Source organism: Sphingomonas ginsenosidivorax (assembly GCF_007995065.1).
Lineage (GTDB): Bacteria > Pseudomonadota > Alphaproteobacteria > Sphingomonadales > Sphingomonadaceae > Sphingomonas > Sphingomonas ginsenosidivorax.
Genome location: NZ_VOQR01000001.1, coordinates 1,440,487 through 1,458,342 on the forward strand (window position 1 = coordinate 1,440,487; position 17,856 = coordinate 1,458,342).

Genomic DNA, 17,856 nt, shown 5'->3' on the forward strand with positions numbered 1-17,856 from the left:
AATCTCCGGAAGCGGCGGGTTGCGGGCATGCTCACCTCAGACCACGAACGGGAAGGCGAGCGCGATCATGCCGACCAGCGTCATAACCGTGCAGACGGCAATCGCGGGCACGAGCGTGAAGCGCTGGTGATCGGCAAGGTCGATGCCGACCAGGCTGACGAGCAGATAGGTCGAAGGCACCAGCGGGCTGAGCAGGTGGACCGGCTGCCCCATCAGCGACGCGCGCGCGATCGCCTCTGGCGCGACGCCGTAATGCGCGCCCGCCTCGGCAAGGATCGGCAGCATCCCGAAATAGAAGGCGTCGTTCGAGATGAAGAAGGTCGCGGGCATGCTGAGCAGCGCGGTGATCGGCGCCATGTACGGCCCGAGTACCGGCGGGATAATCCCGACGACCGCCTTGCTCATCGCGTCGACCATGCCGGTGCCGCCGAGGATCCCGGTGAAGATCCCCGCGGCGAAGATCAGCGAGACGACCGCGAGCACGTTGCCGGCATGCGCCGAGATCCGCTCCTTCTGGTCGGCGACGCCGGGATAGTTGACGATCATCGCGATCGCGAACGCCAGCATCATCAGCACCGACAGCGGCAGGATGCCCCAGACGAGCAGCGTGAGCAGCGTGACGACGAGGGCTGCGTTGAACCAGATCAGCTTGGGCCGCCGCGCCTCGGGATATTGCGAGACCGCCATGTCGCCGATCTCGGTGGTCGCAGTGATACCGGCTTCCCCCATCCGCGCGCGCTCCTTGCGCCCGAAATAGACCGCGAGGCCGATCAGGAAGGCGAGCCCGGCGAGCATGCCGGGGATCAGCGGCAGGAACAGCGTGGCGGGATCGAGCTTCAGCGCGCTCGCGGCGCGCGCGGTCGGCCCGCCCCACGGCGTCAGGTTCATGATCCCGCTCGTCGTCATCAACAGGCAGACCAGGTACAGCCGGTTCATGGCGAAGCGCTTGTACAGCGGCAGCAGCGCGGCGATCGTAATGATGTAGGTGGTCGATCCGTCGCCATCGAGGCTGACGAGCGCGCACAGCACGACCGTCCCGATCAGGATCCGCATCGGATCCCCGTGGACCAGCCGGATCAGCCGCCCGACCAAAGGATCGAACAAGCCCGTGTCGGTCATCGTCGAGAAGAACAGGATCGCGAACAGCAGCATCACGCCGGTCGGCGCGAGGTTCTTGATGCCGTCGATCATCATCGGGCCAAGACCCGCGGCCTCGCCCGCGAACACGCCGAAGATCGACGGGATCACGATGAGCGCGACCAACGGCGTCATCTTCTTGGTCATGATCAACGTCATGAACGTGGCCACCATCAGGAAGCCGAGCAGGGCAAGGTTCATCGCATCGTCCTAGGAAAGGGCGTGAAAAAAGGGGGTGGGGTCGAAGGCAATACCCCCGTCATCCTGACGAACGTCAGGATCCAGAGCCAAGCAGGGCAGCGCTCCGTAACCCTGGATCCTGACTTTCGTCAGGATGACGGGACGGTCGCGACCGGAGACGGCGCGCCGCATCAGAAGGTAACTCCGACACGTGCGCTGAGCGTCTGGCCGCTGTCGTTGCCGACATAGTCGCCGGCGCGGTTGCCGGTGTCCCACTGGATCGCGTTCACCTGGAACCGCGTGAACGAGTTCAGGTACCAGTTGACCCCGACGGTCGCCGCCCAGCCCTCGCCGCCGGTCAGCAGGTCGGTGTAATCCAGGCTCTCGTACCGCGCGGTCAACTCGATCGCGCCGACGCCGCCATCGAAGGTCGGCTTCAGCACCTTGGGCTGGCCGAAGCTGCCGAGCCGCGGGTTGTACGGCGGCAGGTCGCCGGTCAGGAACAGACCGCCCGAGACGCTCCATGCCTTGCTGACGAAATCGGGTCGCCCGCCGTCGAGCCGCGCGTTGCGGCGACCCGCCTCGCCCATTACCCACAACGGCCCGCGATACCCGCCGAGCTCGACGCCGTAGCCCCTCGTACCGGTGCCGCCCGTCAGCGGCCCGCTCGACACGCGCAGCGCGCCGTTGAAGCGCCCGCCGATCACCGTGTTGCGCGTGAGCGTCCCCGCGACCGACGACAGTGCTTCGTCGAAGCCCCAGGCACCGACGTGCAGCACGCCGGTATCGGACTTGAGCGGGTTCCAGTGCGCACGGGCGAGCACGGTGCGGCTGTCGCCGACGGTCTGCGTGCCGTCGATCCGGTCGCCGGTGACGGTCACCGACGCATGGCCCGTCTTCCAGAACACGCGCGGCATCACGCCGAGTCCATAGAAGCCGCGTTGCGGGATGATCGCGGTCGCGACCGTCGTGCGCTCGAGGAACGGCGTCGAATCCGACCCCGTCGAGCCTTCGAAGCTGCGGTCGTTGAACAGATGCCCGGCGCGGACGTCGTAATCGAGACCGGGCGTGATCTTGTTGCGCCAGCCCACGAACGCGGTGACGACATCGACCTCGTTCTCCGAGAAATCGCTCTCGAACTGGTAGAAGAAATGCGTGCCGACACCGCCTTCGAGGCCGAGGCGCAGCGCGCGCATCCCCGTCGTCGTGATGTTGCGGCCGTCATATTTCGAGCCGAAGCTGGAACTCACGTCGGTCAGGATGCGGCCGCGCGGCTTGAACGTGTAGACGCCGTCGGCGGAGTGGAAGACGGGCAGCCCCGCCCCCCATTCGGTAGTCACCCCCGACGGGTTGTCGCGCGCGGCCAAGGCCTGCGCGACGCTGCGATCGGCCGGCCCCGGCGGCGCGAGTTGCGGCGCGAAGGGCAAGGTACGACGCGGTTCGGTGTTCTGCGCAACCGCCTGCGGCGCCACCTGCGCGGGCGCGACCGGGGCGGACGCTTGCGCGACGGCGGCGGCGGTCTCCAGCCGGTCGAGCCGGGTCTTCAACGCCGCGATCTCGGCGGCCTGCGCGCGGACCAGTGCGGCGAGGTCGGCGTCGCTCGGAGCCTGGGCCAGCGCCGGGGTTGCTGCGATCAGGGCGAGTGCGGCGCACCCGGTACGGAAAAGGGTCATGGGGCTTTGGCTCCGGTGGCGAGAATCGCGGTCCAGTCGCGCAGGAAACGCTGGCGCTTGACGCGGTCGAGGTTGACGAGAAGTTGCGGGCCGACGCGGATCGGTCGGGCCTGCGCGCCGGGAAGACGGCGCGCCGCGACATCGGTGCGGACCGGCCACAGGCTGCGCCTGGCGAGCAGCGACTGCCCTTCGCGCGACAGCAGGAAATCGAGGAACAGCTTCGCCGCTGCCGGGTGCGCGGCTTCGCGCGCGATGAACGCGATCCGCGAGGTGACGAGTGTATAGTCCTTCGGGAAGACCACGCCGATCCGCGGATCGGTGCGTGCGCGTTCGAGCGCATAGGAGCCGATGACGTTGTACGCGATCGCCTGCCGCCCCTCGGCGACGGCGCGCAGCATCGGTTCGGTGGTCAGCGACAGCACCGGCTTCGTGGCGGCGATCGCCGCGAGCAGCGACCGCGTGTCGCGCGTCGTCGCCATGTCCTGCGTCAGGTACAGATAGCCGGTGTTCGACCGCGCGGGGTCGAACGTCGTCACCTTGCCCGCGAACGCGCGGCCGTTCTGCCGCAGCATCGCTTCCAGCGCGGCATGCGTCCGGGGTACGCGCGCGGCCGGAATCAGCCGCGTGTTGTAGACGATCCCGATCGGCTCGGCGGTGACGCCGAAGCCCATGTTCTTCCACACCGACACCGGCGGCAGCGCGGGCTTTTCGGGGCTCGCATAGCCTTGCGCGAAGCCGTCGTTGATCAGCTTGACCTGCAGATCCATTGCCGACGACCAGACGAGATCGGCGGACAGCCGCTTGCCGCGCGTTTCGGTGACGAAGCGGCGATACATCTCGGTCGAGCCGAGGTCGGCGTACAGCACGGTGATCCCCGGATACCGCTTCCGGAACGCAGCGACGACCGGCAGCAACTCGGCGCGATCGGCATTGCCGTAGATCCGCACCTGCCGCTCGGCACGCGCGTCGGCGATCAGCTGGTCGTAGGACCGCGGATAGCCGGCAGGGCGCTGCGCCACGAGCGGAGTCGCGGCGACCGTCGTGGCCAACACTGCAATTGTCAGAAAAATTCGCGTCATCGTCACTCTCCTCGCCTTCCGTCTCTGTGTTCGGATAGACTGCACCCGTGGAGTACGAAGCGAAGCTGTCACCAACCTTTCACGGGTTTTCATGCGCATCCTGGTGATCGAGGACGACGCCGCGCTCGCGCGCAGCATCGCGGCGTTGCTGCGCGCGGGCGGCAACGCGGTCGATCACGTCGCGACCGGTGAGGATGCGCTGGCGGTGGTCTCGGGCGAACCCTACGCGCTGGTGATCCTCGATGTCGGGCTGCCCGGAATCGACGGCTTCACCGTGCTGGAGACGCTGCGGCGGCGCGGCGAGCGCGTCCCCGTGCTGATGCTCACCGCACGCGATGCGCTCGACGACCGCGTTCGCGGGCTCGATCTCGGTGCCGACGATTATCTGCGCAAGCCGTTCGAGCCCGAGGAGCTGGAGGCGCGCGTCCGGGCGCTCGGACGGCGGCGCGGCGGCGATCCGCTGCCGATGCTCGTCGTCGGCACGCTGACGATCAACCGCTCGACCGGTGACGCGGACATTGCCGGCCGCGCGCTCGACCTGCGTCGTCGCGAGCGCGCGGTGCTGGAGGCGCTGGCGACGCGGGCGGGCCGCGTCGTGCCGCGCGAATTGCTGATCGGCGAGGTGTTCGGTTTCGACGAGCCCGTCGGCGGCAACGCGATCGAGGTCCATGTCACGCGCCTGCGGGGAAAACTCGCGCCCGACGGCCCCGGCATCCGCACCGTCCGCGGCGTCGGCTACATGCTCGATGCCGGCTAGGACGATCACGCCCGACCGGGGCACCCCGGCGCTCAGGACGCGGTTGCTCGCCGCGGTGCTCGGGCCCCTGCTGGCCGCGGCGATCCTGATCGGCGTGGTCGGCGCGACGCTGATCGCCGACGTCGTCCGGCGCACCAACGACCGCGTGCTCGGCGGTGCGCTCGGCGCGATCGCGGAAACCGTGCAGGTCGAACGCGGCGAGGTGACGCTGGACCTGCCCGCCGCCGCGTTCGGGATGCTCGAGAACACCGAACGCGACAATGTCTATTACCGCGTCGCGGTCGGCGACGAGCTGCTGACCGGCTATGCGGACCTGCCCGCGCCCGACCCTGCCACGCTCGCCGTTGACGTGCCGCGCTACCGCTTCGCCCGCTACCGCGACCAGCCCATCCGCATCGCCGAGGTCCGCCGGTCGCTGCCGCGCATCGACCGGCCGGTCATCGTCCAGATCGCCGAGACGCTCGACAATCGCGGCGCGCTCACCCGCCGGCTGATGCTCGCGCTGCTGGTCGGCGAATGCGTGCTGGTGGGCGCCGCCGCGCTGTTGCTGCGTCCCGCGCTTGGTTGGTCGCTGCGTCCGCTCGCCCGGCTGCGCGGCGCGGTCGAGGCGCGCGACGACCGGACGCGCCCCGATTTCTCGCCGCTCGACACCGGTCCGCTCCCGCGCGAGCTCCGCCCCCTCGCCGGCGCGTTCGATCGCCTGCTCGCACAGCTCGATACCGCCACCGTCGGCGTCCGCCGCTTCACCGCGGACGCCTCGCACCAGATGCGCACGCCGCTGTCCGTGCTGAAGGTGCAGGTCGCGCTGGCACGCCGCGGATCGGGGGAGGAACGCGGCGTCGCGCTGACCGAGATCGCCGATGCGGTGACGCGGCTCGAACGGCTCGTCACGCAGTTGCTCACCCTCGCGCGGGCCGAGGAGGCCGGCGTTTCCGCCCCGCTGGAGGCGGTCGACCTTCGCGAGGTCGCGGCCGCGGTGATCACGCGCCAGATCAACCGCGCGATCGAGGCCGGGATCGACCTGACGATCGAGGGCAAGCCGGGCGAGAGCCACATCGTCCCCGGCCACCGGACGCTGATCTTCGAGATCCTGTCGAACCTCATCGACAACGGCATCCGCTACAATCGCCGCGGCGGCACCGTGTCCGTGCAGTTGCAGAGCACGCCGGCCGAAACGACGATCGCGGTCGTCGACGACGGCCCCGGCATCCCGCCCGACCAGCGCGAGGCCGCGTTCGACCGGTTCGTCCGGCTGGGTGCGGCCGGCGGCTCGGAGGGCAGCGGTCTCGGCCTCGCGATCGTACGATCGGCGGCCGCGCGTCTCGATGCGACGGTCGCGTTCGGGGATGCGCCGCGCGGCACGACGATCGTCATCCGGTTCGCACGTCCGACCGGCTGACCGTCACGAAAGGTGCGCGCGCAACGCCCGCAGGTCGATCCCCAGCCGCTTGACGCGGTAATAGAAGGTCTTGCGCGGGATCTGCAGCCGCTCGATCGCGCCGGCGATGCCCCCTTCGGACGCCGTGACCGCCTCGACGATCGCGGTGCGTTCGAAGGCATCCAGCCGCGCGGGCAGCGGATCCGGCGCGGTATCGACCGCCACGCCGCCCTCGTCTAGCCCCAGGCACAGTCGCTCCGCGGCCATCGCCAGTTCGAGCACGTTGCCGGGCCAGTTGCTCATCGCCAGGCGGTGGACGTGATCGGCGAGCGACGGCATCGCGATATCGTGCTGCCGCGCGGCGATCCCGATGAAATGTGCGAGCAAGGCGGGCACGTCGCCGGTCCGCTCGGCGAGCCGCGGCATCCGCAGTGGCACGCCGGCGAGGCGGTGGTAGAGCGCAGGCGACACCCGGTAGCGCTCGCCCTCGTCGATCGACGCGATGATCCGGATATCCACCGGGTCGGGATCGGCGCCCTCGAACGCCACGGTACGCGTCTCGGCGAGGCGGACCAGGTGATCCTGCAGCGTCGCGCCGGCGCGCGCGAGATTGTGCAGGAACACGGTCCCGCGGTGCGCGCGCGCGATCACCCCGTTGCGCGCGAACAGTTCGCGTTCGAGCGTCGGCAGCGTAACGGTCGCACAGTCGATCTTGAGGAACCGGTGGCGCGACCGGCGGCCCGCGCGGTGGACCAGCCGGGCGAAATGCTCGCGCCCGGTGCCGAACTGCCCCTCGATCACGAGGTCGAGCGCGGCGTCCGCGAGCATCGGGATCATCCCGCGCAGGCGGACGATCGCGGGCGTGGTCCCGATCAGCGCCGCGCCCGCCTCCGCATCCGCGGCCGCGCGTAGCTGGCGGTTCTCGAGCGTCAGCGTCCGCGCCTTCACCGCGCGCAGCGCAGCGGCGACCAGCGCGTCGGGGTCGAACGGCTTGGCGAGGAAATCCCACGCCCCCGCCTTGATCGCGGTCACCGCCATTGCGACGTCGCCGTGGCCCGTAATCAGGATGACCGCGAGATCGGGATCGCGCTCGTGCAGGATCTCGAACAGGTCGATGCCCGAGATCCCCGGCATGCGGACGTCGGTGATCACGACGCCGGGAAAATTGGCATCGATATGGCCGAGCGCGGTCGCCGCGTCGGCAAACGCGCGAACGTCGAACCCGCGCAGCGTCAGAAGCTGGGCGGTCGCGGTGCGCAAATCGTCGTCGTCGTCGATCAGCACCGCGGGCGGCCGGGGCGTCGGCGCCGTCATGCCCGACGCATCCCGATCTCGAACGTCGCGCCGCCGTCCGACGGCATCAGCCGCAGCCATCCGCCGAGCTCGGCCATGATGTCCTGCGCGATGACCAGCCCCAGTCCCAGGCCCTGCGGCCTGCTGGTGACGAACGGGGTGAACAGTTTCGGCGCCAGGTCCGGCGCGACCCCGGCACCGGAATCGGTGATCGATAGCCGCACGATCGCCGCGTCGAGCGCGAGGCCGATCGCGATCCGCCGCGACGCGCCGTCGGCGATCGCCTCGACGGCATTCTGCACCACGATGACCAGCACCTGTTCCAGCCGCACCTTGCCGCCGATCACCGCCAGCCCGGGATCGACCTCGGGCAGCGCGAGCGTCACGTCGCGAAGCTGGTCCTTCATGATCAGCAGCGCACCGTCGAGGACGTCGACGATGCGGATCGGCCGCAACGGCCCGGGCTGGCGGCGCGAGAATCCGCGCAACTGCGCCGTGATCGCCCCGATGCGGTCGGCGAGCCGGCCGATCGCGCCCAGATTGCCGCGCACGTCGTCGAGTGCACCGGCGTCGAGCAGTGCCTCGCTCGACAGGGCATAGGTACGGATCGCGGTGACGGGTTGCGCGGTCTCGTGCGCCACGCTCGCGGTGATCTGGCCGAGCGCGGCGAGCCGGTTCGCTTGGCGTAGCCCTTCGCGAAGATCGGCGGCGCGCGCCTCGCTGCTGGCGCGCTCGTCCATCTCGCGGCGCAGGTCCGCGGTGCGGTCGGCGACGGCGGCTTCCAGCTCCGCCGTCCGCCGCGCAGCCAGCGTCACGCGTTGCCGCACCGACCAGGCGATGCCCGCGAGCGCGATCGTCATCAGCGCGGCGAGCGCACCGGCACGCCAGACGGCGCCCCCGGCCTCGACCGGTTCGAATACCGTAAGCCGCCATCCCGGCTGCGTGGTCGCCGCCGATTGCGCGACCAGCGTCGTGCCCCTGCCGACGAACAGGTCGGGCGTGGAGGACGGCGCGACGGGAAGCGCGGACAGGGCAGTCGCCGGCACCCGCGTCTCGCGGCGAAACCGCCCGGCATCCGCCGCCGACAGCGGGCGGGTGCCGGCGAACCGCCAGTCCGGCCGGCTCGTCACGAGCACGATGCCGAGCGGACTGCGGACGATGGTGATCCCGCCCGCGCGCGCCCATTCCCGCTCTACGGATTCGAACTCCAGCTTGACCACGATCGCGCCGCGATTGGCCGTCCCGTGCGCGAGATAGAGGCCGGGCCGACCGCTTGCGGTACCCAAGGCGTATTGGCTCCCCTCGCCACTGGTGCGCGCGTCGCGGAAATAGGGCCGGAACGTGTAGTCGTTGCGGACGAAGCTCTGCGGCGAACGCCAGTTGCTCGTGGCGACGGCAATGCCGTCCGCGCCGATGACGTAGATCGCGGCGGCCCGGGTCACGCGCGCCAGCGTTTCCAGCTTGCGGTCGAGCGCGGCCTGCGCCGCCGCCTGCCCGTCGATCGCCGCGATGACGTCGCGGTCGTCGGCCAGCGCCAGAGGGAGCAACCGGAACCGCGCGAGTTCGCTGTCGATCAACGCGGCGCGGAACCGCGCGTCGATCGAGGCCTGAGCACGCCGCGCGTCGATCGCAGCGTGGCGGGCCAGCTGTCCGACGATCAGGAACGCCGCGACCGCGACGACCAGCGTTCCCACCAGCCAGCGCCAGTCCCGATCGGTCCATCCCACTCGCATGACGGGTGAATAGCATGCACCACCCGGTATGCAACTTTCGGCACATTGGGCGCCGACGATGTCCCGGAACTTGCCCTCGAACGCGCCTTCTCCGCGCGCTGCTTCAGTGATTGCCACCTTTTTACAGTGCCTTAGTACCTGCCGACATTTTTTCGCGGTCCGCATCGTGACCCCGGCCATATCGTATCCGGCTCAACCGTCGCCCCCCACGTGTCGGTGCCGTCACCGCGTCGCACGCTCGATGAGCAGCCGGCGCGCTCACCGAACCGGAAGGACGAACCAGTGGTTGGATCAACGAACGAGACGCGCGGCGCAGACTGGAACGAAGGCGGCAGCAACGAAGGCGGCACGACCGGGCGCGGCGTGACTCGGCGCGGGTTGCTCGGATCGGCCCTGATCGGCGGCTCGGCTGCCATCCTGCCGGTCGCGGCTGCCCACGGCGCGACGCCCGACCGCAAGGTCGACGTCCTCGTGATCGGCGGCGGCATCATGAGCGCGACGCTCGCGCTGTTGCTGCGCCAGCTCGAACCCGGCTGGACGATCGAGATGGTCGAACGGCTCGACAAGGTGGCCGAGGAGAGCTCGAACGGGTGGAACAACGCAGGGACGGGGCACTCGGCGTTGTGCGAACTCAACTATACGCCGGTGAACAAGGCCGACGGCCTGGTCGAGATCAAGAAGGCGATCGAGATCAACGAACAGTTCCAGGTCACCCGGCAGTTCATGAGCCACCAGGTCAAGGCCGGGATGCTGCACGACCCGCGGTCGTTCATCAATTCGACGCCGCACATGAACCTGGTCTGGGGCGACGCCAACGTCGCTTTCCTGTACAAGCGCTGGAAGGCGCTGGCCGCGAGCCCGTTGTTCTCGGGCATGGAATTCTCGAACGACCCCGCGCAGATCACGCAGTGGGTTCCGCTGATGATGCAGAATCGCGATCCCGCCACCAAGCTTGCGGCGACGCGCTCGCCGCTCGGCACCGACTGCAACTGGGGCGAGGTCACCCGCCAATACATCGCGTCGCTGCAGAAGCAGCCCGGCTTTGCGCTCAGCACTGGCCAGGAAGTCCGCGAGCTGGAGCGCAATCCCGACGGCACGTGGCGCGTGACGTACCGCGACATGAAGACCGGCGACAAGCAGATCGTGACCGCGAAGTTCGTGTTCGCTGGCGCCGGCGGCGGCGCGCTGCCGATCCTGCAGAAATCTGGCATTCCCGAAGCGGACGATTATGCCGGCTTCCCGGTCGGCGGATCGTTCCTGGTCAGCGAGACCCCGGCAGTCGCCGAGCGTCATCTGGCCAAGGTCTATGGCAAGGCCGCGGTCGGCTCGCCACCGATGTCGGTCCCCCATCTCGACACGCGCTATCTGGACGGCAAGCAGGCGCTGCTGTTCGGACCGTTCGCGACCTTCTCGACCAAGTTCCTGAAGCAGGGCTCGTATTTCGACCTGCCGGCGTCGGTGACGATCGACAATTTCCGCCCGATGGTGGCGGTCGGCTGGGATGATTTCGAGCTCGTCGAATATCTCGCCGGCCAGCTGATCATGTCCGATGCCGACCGGATGGCGGCGCTGCGCGAATACTTCCCCCAGGCGCGCGACGCCGACTGGCGGCTGTGGCAGGCGGGCCAGCGCGTCCAGATCATCAAGCGCGACCCGGAAAAGGGTGGCGTGCTCAAACTCGGCACCGAGATCGTCGCGTCGAAGGACGGATCGATCGCGGCCCTGCTCGGCGCGTCGCCCGGCGCCTCTACCGCGCCGTCGATCATGCTCGACCTGCTGAAGACGGTGTTCGGCACCCGGCTCGCGACGCCCGCCTGGCAGGCCAAGATCCGCGAGATCGTGCCGAGCTACGGCATCGCGCTCAACGACCATCCAGAGATGCTGGCCGCGCATTGGGCCAGCACCGCGCAGACGCTGCAACTGAGCGTTCCCTCGCCCGCGGTCCATGTCGCCAAGAATCCCCTGCCCGCCGCCACGCGCGTCAAGGTCGATCGCAGCCCGGACCTTGCGCTCTAACGCCACGGCGAAGCTCGGCCGGCGTATCTGCCGGCCCCTTCCCCATCAGGGCGACGGCAACGCGGCGAGCGTCTCCGTCACGCGACGACGCAATTCGGGCTCGCGCGTGATCTCCAGCATCGCGCTCAGGCTGCCCCGCGCCGCCGCGACCTCGTGGTCGACGAGTTCGAGCCGGGCGCGCTCCCACCACGCATAGGGGTAGCCGGGCGCCATCGTCGTCATCCGGACATAGAGGTCGAGCGCACGGCGTCCCTTGCCGGCCTGTTCGGCCCGCGACGCCTGGTTCTGCAGAAGGCGGACGAGCACCGCGCGGTTCGGCATCGCCGCGACGTGCGTCGCCGCCCGGCCCTCGCCCTTGGCCATCCCGACCAGCGCGGCGAGCCGTTCGACGCCGACACTCGCGCCGCCCGCGAACGGGTCGACGATGACCGGCTTGGCGTCGGCGCCGATCATCACCAGGACGTGGCCGGGGACGTCGAGCACGTCGGCGCTCCAGCCGAGCCGCCGCGCCATCGCGACCCAGAGGATGGACAGGCTGACCGGCAGGCCCCGACGACGGTCGAGGACTCGGATCATGTCCGCGTTGGCGGGATCGTCGTACGTCTCTGCGTCTCCCGCGAAACCGAACTCTCCGGCGAGCACGGCCGCCAGCGCCTCGGCACGATCGGTCGACGTCTCGACGCCCTGTCCGACCTGCGCCAGACGCGTCTCGATCGTACCCAGAAGATGCCGATAGGGCTCGAGATCGACGTCGGGGTGGTCGAGATGCGCCAGAGACAGTGCCGCGTCATCGAGCGCGATCTCGTCTTCGTCGATGAGGCCCAGGTGGGTGAGTTGATCGTCCATGCTGCACCAGATGGGGGGTGAAGGCGATCAAGGGAACAGGTCCGCCGTCAACGGGGCGCCGGACCGGACGAACGACGCATTGATCTGCCGACAACTCGGGCACCGGCGGGACTGCAAGCGCCACCCAATTCCGACCATTCGGTCGCGCCGTGGAGCCTAGGCTTCGGGCGTCCGGCGGGGTAGTCGACGTCCGTCATCTGGAGTCGGACCATGCCCGTCGCGCTGCTCGCCTTGCTAAGCCTCCCTGTTCCTCCGCCACCGTCCGAGGGGCAGCGGACGGACGTGGTGGCGTTCAAGGCCACCGACGTGTCGTGCGCCGACGGCCCGGTCGCGGCCGGTGCAATCCTCACGCCCTTTTCCGCGATCTCGACACGCTATGCGGCGGCGGGCGGGATGACCGCGCCGACCCACCGCCTGACGTTCGTGATCGACGCGCAGGGGCACGCGCGCACGATCCGCCGCGAACCCGCCCCGTCCGCGGGCTGGTTCGTCGATACCAGCGATCTGGCTCCCGCCCTCGCCGCCTCGCAGTTCCCCGTCGGCGCGCCGCGCACCGGCTGCTCGGTTCGCTTCACCGTTTCGACCGAGCCGCTCGAAGCCGCCGCGATGCCCGTCCTGTACGAACTCGCGAGCCGGCCCGAGACGATCGGCTATCCGGCCGCACTGTTCGAGCGGGTTCGTCCGATGGGGTCGAACTGTCCGCGCCAGCCCGGCCAGTATCGGCGCCTGAACATGCCGCCGTTCGAAACCCTGCCGCGGTCGCCCGGCGGCCCTGCCTGGGTCTTCCTGGCGTTCGACGTGGACACGGCCGGCAAGCCCGGGAACGTCCGGGTTCTCGGCACCTCCGGCAACGCCGCGCTGGACCGCGCGGGACGCGAGGCGCTTCTCGCCAACCGCTACGCCCCGGGGGGCGGCTATCGGGGTTGTACCTATCATTTCTTCCTGAACGGCGGCGCGGACCATCCGGCGCCGGACCTCGGCCCGGACTCGCCGGCCGATACCGGCGACCAACCGGGCTGCGTGATCGATCCCAGGTCGATCCGGAGCCTGCTCGACGGCAGCGCCTATCCGCGACCGGCCTGGCGACGCCGTATCGAGGGCGTCGCGGTGATCGCCTACGACACCGCGCCATGGGGTGCGGTCGGCAATCCCAAGATACTCACGTCCGAACCCGACGACTCCTTCGGCAACACCGCACGCAACATCCTCTCCAACGCCCAAACCACCCCCTCCGACACCGGCCGCCGCGGCTGCGTGCAACGCGTGCGGTTCAAGCTTCCGGCGGACGGCGTAGTGCGGTGATCGGGCGGCCTCGGTAGTCGTAGCGGCGAAGGCATTGATCTTCCGCGCGGCTTGTTTCATGAGACCGCGAACCGCAAACGTCCGCGGTGACCAAGGTCAGGCCGGCTTAGCTCAGTTGGTAGAGCGCCAGTTTTGTAAACTGGATGTCGCGGGTTCGATTCCTGCAGCCGGCACCATAGTCGCGATCGGGCGCGCTGCACCCGTAATCTTACAAAGACTTTGCGTTTGGCCTCCGGGCCGTCCGCCGGCGGTGCGCCCTTCGATCAGTCGATCGGATCTTCGTCCGGGTCGGAATGTGCCATTGACATTTCGATCTCGCCGACCAGCAAGATGCCATCGGACACCGTGAAGCCACTATCGGCATCGATGGTATCGCCGCCCGGGAACCGCCCGAGAAAGGTCTGGAACCGTTCGAGCGCAGCTCTCACGTCTTCGGGCATCGTCGTCTCCAGTCATTCGCGACGTTCCGTCCGGACGCCTGGTCGCGATCATAGTTCACCGTCGCGCGCATCACAATTCGACGTGCGTGACATCCTCGGCGGTGGGTTGCCGGATCTAACGCCCAGGCTTGCTCGTCTTGCGGTCGATCGAAGGCGCCATCGCCGGGACAGCGTGCGCCGCCGCCAGCATATCGGTCCGTCCTCGATCGCGTTCCCATGCGCATCCCGCTTGCGGGCAGGGCGGCGGGCGGGCATGTCCCGCACGATGAACAGCCCCCTCCCCGGTGCCGCCCGTGAACGGGCGGGACGCTAGATGCCCCGCGAGATCACCGCCTTTTCGAACCCGCTGATCAAATATGTCCGCGACCTGCGCGACAAGCGGCATCGGCGTGCCGCCGGCCAGTTTCTCGCCGAGGGCCTGCGCATCCTGACCGAGGCGCGCGAGACCGGGCGGCTGCCGCGGACGCTCTTCTATGCGGCGGCGAGTGCGGACCATCCGCTGGTCCACGCGCTGTCGATGGACGTCGAGGAGGCCGGCGGCGAGTCGATCCAGACGACGCCGGACATCCTGTCGAAGCTGTCGGGGAAGGACAATCCGCAGGCGGTAGTCGGCGTGTTCGACGAGTTCGCGGTGACGCTGGCCGATTTCGACCGCAGCACGTCGGGAATCTGGCTGGTCGCCGAACGGCTCCGTGATCCGGGCAATCTGGGGACGATCCTGCGCACCGGCGACGCGGTCGGCGCAGGCGGGCTGATCCTGATCGGGGAGAGCGTCGATCCCTTCTCGGTCGAGGCGGTGCGTGCGAGCATGGGTGCGCTGTTCACGATCCCGGTGGTGAAGAGCGAGTGGACGCCGTTCCTCGACTGGCTTCGCAGCGGCCCTGGGCAGTTGGTCGGCCTCAGCCTGGACACCGACACCGACTATCGTGCGGCGCGCTACGGCGCGCCGACCTTTCTCTTGACGGGCAACGAGGCGCAGGGGATGCTGCCCGAGATGGCCGAGGCGTGCGACACGCTGGTCAAGATCCCGATGCTGGGCAAGGCCGACAGCCTCAACGCCGCGGTCGCGACCGCGGTGATGGCGTATGAGGTGCTGGCGCAGCAACGCGGCTAGTCCGTCGCCCATCCATCACTCCGTTGTTTCTTTCGATTGCTCGACCGGAACGTGAAGCTTGGTGAGCGGACGGACCGCCTGATCGACCAACGGAGGGGCATCGATCGCCTTGCCGCCGGCGTCGACGTCGTAGGCCTCCAGGCGTCGAGCCGACGTCAGAACCTGACTTTCGAGACTGCCTACGAACGAATTATAGGCATTCATCGCTGTGCCTAGATTCTTGCCAAGCTTCGAAACATGCTCGCCCATCGTGGCCAGCCGCTGGTACAGTTCCCTGCCAAGTTTCGCGATGTCGCGCGCCTGGCGTTCCATGCTTTCCTGACGCCAAACACCTTCGACGGTCCGGGCGATCGCGACCAGGTTGGTCGGTGTTGCCAGCAAAACCCGACGGTTAAAGGCGTAATCCCACAGCTCCCGGTCGAACTCGAGCGCCGCTGTCAGAAAATGCTCCCCGGGAATAAACATCACGACATATTCGGGCGCGCTGTCGAATTGGCTCCAATAGGATTTGTTGCCCAGAGCCGTGACGTGGTTTTTAACGGACGCCGCATGCATCGAAAGGCCGCGTTGCCGCTCGACTTCGTCCACCGAGTCGAACGCATCCTGGTACGCATTCAGCGAAACCTTCGCGTCGATGATCAGCGATTTGCCGCCAGGGATCCGAACGACGGCGTCAGGACGGAGCCTGCCCCCGTCCCCGTCGGCGACGCTCACCTCCATGGCGAAGTCCGTGTGCTCGCTCAGCCCGCACGTCTCGAGCACATTTCGAAGCTGCTGCTCCCCCCACCGGCCCCTGGCCTTCGGCGCGTTCCGCAACGAATTGACCAGCTTCGCAGCTTCGGTGCTCACTTTCTCCTGCCCGAGACGCATCTGCTCGATCTGGCCCTTGAGGTCACCAAAGGCATCGCGCCGATCGGCTTCGACCTTCGCCACCCCCTGCTCGTATCGCTGAAGGCGTTCGCTCACCGGCTGCAGCAGCGATTCCAGCTTCTGTCCTGCCGCTTCCTCAGACTGCCGGAAACGGGCATCGGCGCGTTCCAGGAAGTTCTTCTGTGCGACATCGAGCGCTTTGACCGCGGCGGCGTCGAACTGCATCGCAACGGTTTCCCTCATATCGCGAAGCTGCTCGAGCGTTGTCAGATGGGCTGCCTGTCGTTCTTCCGACTGCGCTCGAAGCGTAGCCAGTTCCTGCTTCACGATATCGCGATCCGCGCGGATCGTGGTCAGATCAGTGCGTAGCCGGTCCGCCTCGCCCGTCCGTTCGGCGTGCTGCGCGCGGAGCGTGGCGAGGGCCTGCAGCGCGTCGTTGCGCTCGCGCTCGACAGCGTCGCGCGCAGTGCGGATCAGGTCGGCATCGGCGGCGCGTGTCTTCGCTACGGCGAGGTCGCTGGCGAGCGCCTGTCCCTTGCGCGACGCGATCAGCCAGCCGACCAACAGGCCGAGCGCGAGCGCCAGGATGGCGACGGCGACGATCTCAACCACGGCGTGCGCTCGCGCGAATGTTGCCAATGTTGAGACGCGAACGGTCGTTTGCGGTGCGTGTGTGAATTCCCATGGCCGGAACATAGGACGAACGGCGCAGGTAGGACAGCCGAAAGATTCGCCCGGGGAGTGTGGATCCCTACAATAAGCGGGATTTAGTGGCGTACCGGCGCCGCGCCCGTTATCCGCCCGAGCCATGCTCCCGACCGATCTTCGAGTGGCGCTGTTCAGCGGCAATTACAATTATGTCCGCGACGGCGCGAACCAGGCGCTGAATCTGCTCGTCGGGCATCTGCTGTCGCGCGGCGTGACGGTGCGTGTCTATTCGCCCACCTCGAAGCGTCCTGCCTTTCCGCCGACCGGCGACCTGGTTGGGGTGCCGTCGCTGCCGCTGCCGGCCGGACGCGGCGAATACAAGATGGCGCGCGGGCTGCCCGCCGCGGTGCGCCGCGACCTCGACACGTTCGCGCCGAACATCGTGCATGTCTCCGCCCCGGATTTTCTCGGCCACCGCGCGCTGACCTATGCCCGCGACAAGGGGCTGGCGTCGGTGGCGTCGCTGCACACGCGGTTCGAAACCTATTTCCGTTATTACCATATGGGCTTTTTCGAGCCGGTGATGGTCAAGATCCTGACGCGGTTCTACGACCGCGCCGATGCGGTCCTGGTGCCCGGCAAGGGGATGGCCGACATCGTCCGCGAGTGGGGCGTGACGACGCCGGTCGGCATATGGTCGCGCGGCGTGAACCATGAGCGCTTCACGCCCGCGCGCCGCGATCTCGACTGGCGGCGCGGGCTCGGCATCGGCGACGACGAGGTCGCGGTCGGGTTCCTCGGCCGGCTGGTCAAGGAAAAGGGGCTCGACGTCTTCGCGAACGTGGTCCGCACGCTGCGCGATCGGGGCGTCCCGCACAGGGTGCTGGTGATCGGCGAGGGACCGGCGCGCGACTGGTTCGCGGAGCAGGTGCCGGGTGCGGTCTTTGCGGGGTTCCAGTCGGGCGACGCGCTGGGCCGCGCGGTCGCGTCGATGGACGTGTTCTTCAACCCGTCCGTCACCGAGACGTTCGGCAATGTCACACTCGAGGCGATGGCGGCGGGCGTTCCCGTGGTCGCGGCGCGCGCGTCGGGCGCGATCGGGCTGATCGACGACGGCGTCACGGGGTTCCTGGTACCGCCGACCGAGATCGGCGGCTATGCCGACGCGATCGCCCGGATCGTCACCGAACCCGGCCTGCGCACCAGTATGGGCCAGGCGGGGCACGCCAAGGCCGCCGGCTATCGATGGGACACGATCAACGAATCCGTGCTCGACGCCTATCTGGAAGTGATGACGCGGCGCGGCTGCCGACCATAGCGAATGACCGGGCCGGGACCCGGCGGATCGGCCCGTCCGACCCGGCGGTGACCTTGGCGCATTCCGGTGTTC

At 68.7% G+C, this 17,856-nt stretch carries 14 protein-coding genes and 1 tRNA gene; 7 read left to right on the forward strand and 8 right to left on the reverse strand.

Translation table 11 applies throughout. From position 1 onward, the window contains the following. Nucleotides 1–36 precede the first annotated feature (36 nt). The 3 genes from FSB78_RS06415 to FSB78_RS06425 all read right to left on the reverse strand — a co-directional run bounded on the left by FSB78_RS06415 (nt 37) and on the right by FSB78_RS06425 (nt 4,069). The gene (locus FSB78_RS06415; protein WP_147081012.1) at nt 37–1,338 is read right to left on the reverse strand and encodes a CitMHS family transporter; all 1,302 of its coding nucleotides are present in this window, start codon (nt 1,336–1,338) and stop codon (nt 37–39) included. Between the two features lie 170 nt (nt 1,339–1,508). After that, nucleotides 1,509–2,990, reverse strand: coding sequence for an OprO/OprP family phosphate-selective porin (locus FSB78_RS06420; protein ID WP_147081015.1), 1,482 nt, complete (start codon nt 2,988–2,990; stop codon nt 1,509–1,511). Further along, nucleotides 2,987–4,069 carry an ABC transporter substrate-binding protein gene (locus tag FSB78_RS06425; protein WP_147081018.1) on the reverse strand — a complete coding sequence of 361 codons (1,083 nt, stop codon included), beginning with the start codon at nt 4,067–4,069 and terminating at the stop codon, nt 2,987–2,989. Before FSB78_RS06425 ends, FSB78_RS06420 begins: the two co-directional genes overlap by 4 nt. A gap of 91 nt (nt 4,070–4,160) precedes the next feature. Between FSB78_RS06425 and FSB78_RS06430 the strand changes: the two genes are divergently transcribed. Continuing rightward, nucleotides 4,161–4,826 carry a response regulator gene (locus FSB78_RS06430; protein WP_199743123.1) on the forward strand — a complete coding sequence of 222 codons (666 nt, stop codon included), beginning with the start codon at nt 4,161–4,163 and terminating at the stop codon, nt 4,824–4,826. Then, on the forward strand, nt 4,816–6,225 hold the full coding sequence (locus FSB78_RS06435; RefSeq protein WP_147081021.1) for a sensor histidine kinase: 1,410 nt from the start codon (nt 4,816–4,818) through the stop codon (nt 6,223–6,225). The genes FSB78_RS06430 and FSB78_RS06435 overlap by 11 nt, the downstream gene beginning before the upstream one ends. Nucleotides 6,226–6,228: 3 nt before the next feature. On the opposite strand, the gene FSB78_RS06440 is transcribed toward FSB78_RS06435, so the two are convergent. Both FSB78_RS06440 and FSB78_RS06445 read right to left on the reverse strand, forming a co-directional pair. Beyond that, nucleotides 6,229–7,518: a sigma-54-dependent transcriptional regulator gene (locus tag FSB78_RS06440; RefSeq protein WP_147081024.1), complete on the reverse strand. Its 1,290-nt coding sequence runs from the start codon at nt 7,516–7,518 to the stop codon at nt 6,229–6,231. Then, entirely contained in the window at nt 7,515–9,230 is a 1,716-nt protein-coding gene (locus tag FSB78_RS06445) for a sensor histidine kinase (RefSeq protein WP_147081027.1), read from the reverse strand. The genes FSB78_RS06440 and FSB78_RS06445 overlap by 4 nt, the downstream gene beginning before the upstream one ends. Nucleotides 9,231–9,512: 282 nt before the next feature. Here FSB78_RS06445 and mqo point away from each other — a divergent pair, with 282 nt between their 5' ends. Next, nucleotides 9,513–11,246, forward strand: a complete 1,734-nt coding sequence (mqo, locus tag FSB78_RS06450) for a malate dehydrogenase (quinone) (protein ID WP_199743124.1) — start codon at nt 9,513–9,515, stop codon at nt 11,244–11,246. Between the two features lie 45 nt (nt 11,247–11,291). Here mqo and FSB78_RS06455 read toward each other — a convergent pair whose 3' ends face one another. After that, on the reverse strand, nt 11,292–12,092 hold the full coding sequence (locus FSB78_RS06455; protein ID WP_147081030.1) for a SirB1 family protein: 801 nt from the start codon (nt 12,090–12,092) through the stop codon (nt 11,292–11,294). A 210-nt stretch (nt 12,093–12,302) separates the two neighbouring features. Here FSB78_RS06455 and FSB78_RS06460 point away from each other — a divergent pair, with 210 nt between their 5' ends. After that, nucleotides 12,303–13,394 carry a TonB family protein gene (locus tag FSB78_RS06460; RefSeq protein WP_147081034.1) on the forward strand — a complete coding sequence of 364 codons (1,092 nt, stop codon included), beginning with the start codon at nt 12,303–12,305 and terminating at the stop codon, nt 13,392–13,394. Nucleotides 13,395–13,494: 100 nt separating this feature from the next. Then, nucleotides 13,495–13,570, forward strand: a tRNA-Thr gene (locus FSB78_RS06465). A gap of 87 nt (nt 13,571–13,657) precedes the next feature. Here FSB78_RS06465 and FSB78_RS19245 read toward each other — a convergent pair. Next, nucleotides 13,658–13,834: a hypothetical protein gene (locus tag FSB78_RS19245; protein WP_199743125.1), complete on the reverse strand. Its 177-nt coding sequence runs from the start codon at nt 13,832–13,834 to the stop codon at nt 13,658–13,660. Nucleotides 13,835–14,147: 313 nt separating this feature from the next. On the opposite strand from FSB78_RS19245, the gene FSB78_RS06470 reads away from it, so the two are divergent. Further along, nucleotides 14,148–14,948, forward strand: coding sequence for a TrmH family RNA methyltransferase (locus tag FSB78_RS06470; RefSeq protein ID WP_147081037.1), 801 nt, complete (start codon nt 14,148–14,150; stop codon nt 14,946–14,948). Nucleotides 14,949–14,963: 15 nt separating this feature from the next. Here FSB78_RS06470 and FSB78_RS06475 read toward each other — a convergent pair whose 3' ends face one another. Beyond that, nucleotides 14,964–16,430 carry a DNA recombination protein RmuC gene (locus FSB78_RS06475; RefSeq protein WP_147081039.1) on the reverse strand — a complete coding sequence of 489 codons (1,467 nt, stop codon included), beginning with the start codon at nt 16,428–16,430 and terminating at the stop codon, nt 14,964–14,966. A gap of 196 nt (nt 16,431–16,626) precedes the next feature. On the opposite strand from FSB78_RS06475, the gene FSB78_RS06480 reads away from it, so the two are divergent. Then, the gene (locus tag FSB78_RS06480; RefSeq protein ID WP_147081042.1) at nt 16,627–17,784 is read left to right on the forward strand and encodes a glycosyltransferase family 4 protein; all 1,158 of its coding nucleotides are present in this window, start codon (nt 16,627–16,629) and stop codon (nt 17,782–17,784) included. Nucleotides 17,785–17,856: the final 72 nt, after the last annotated feature.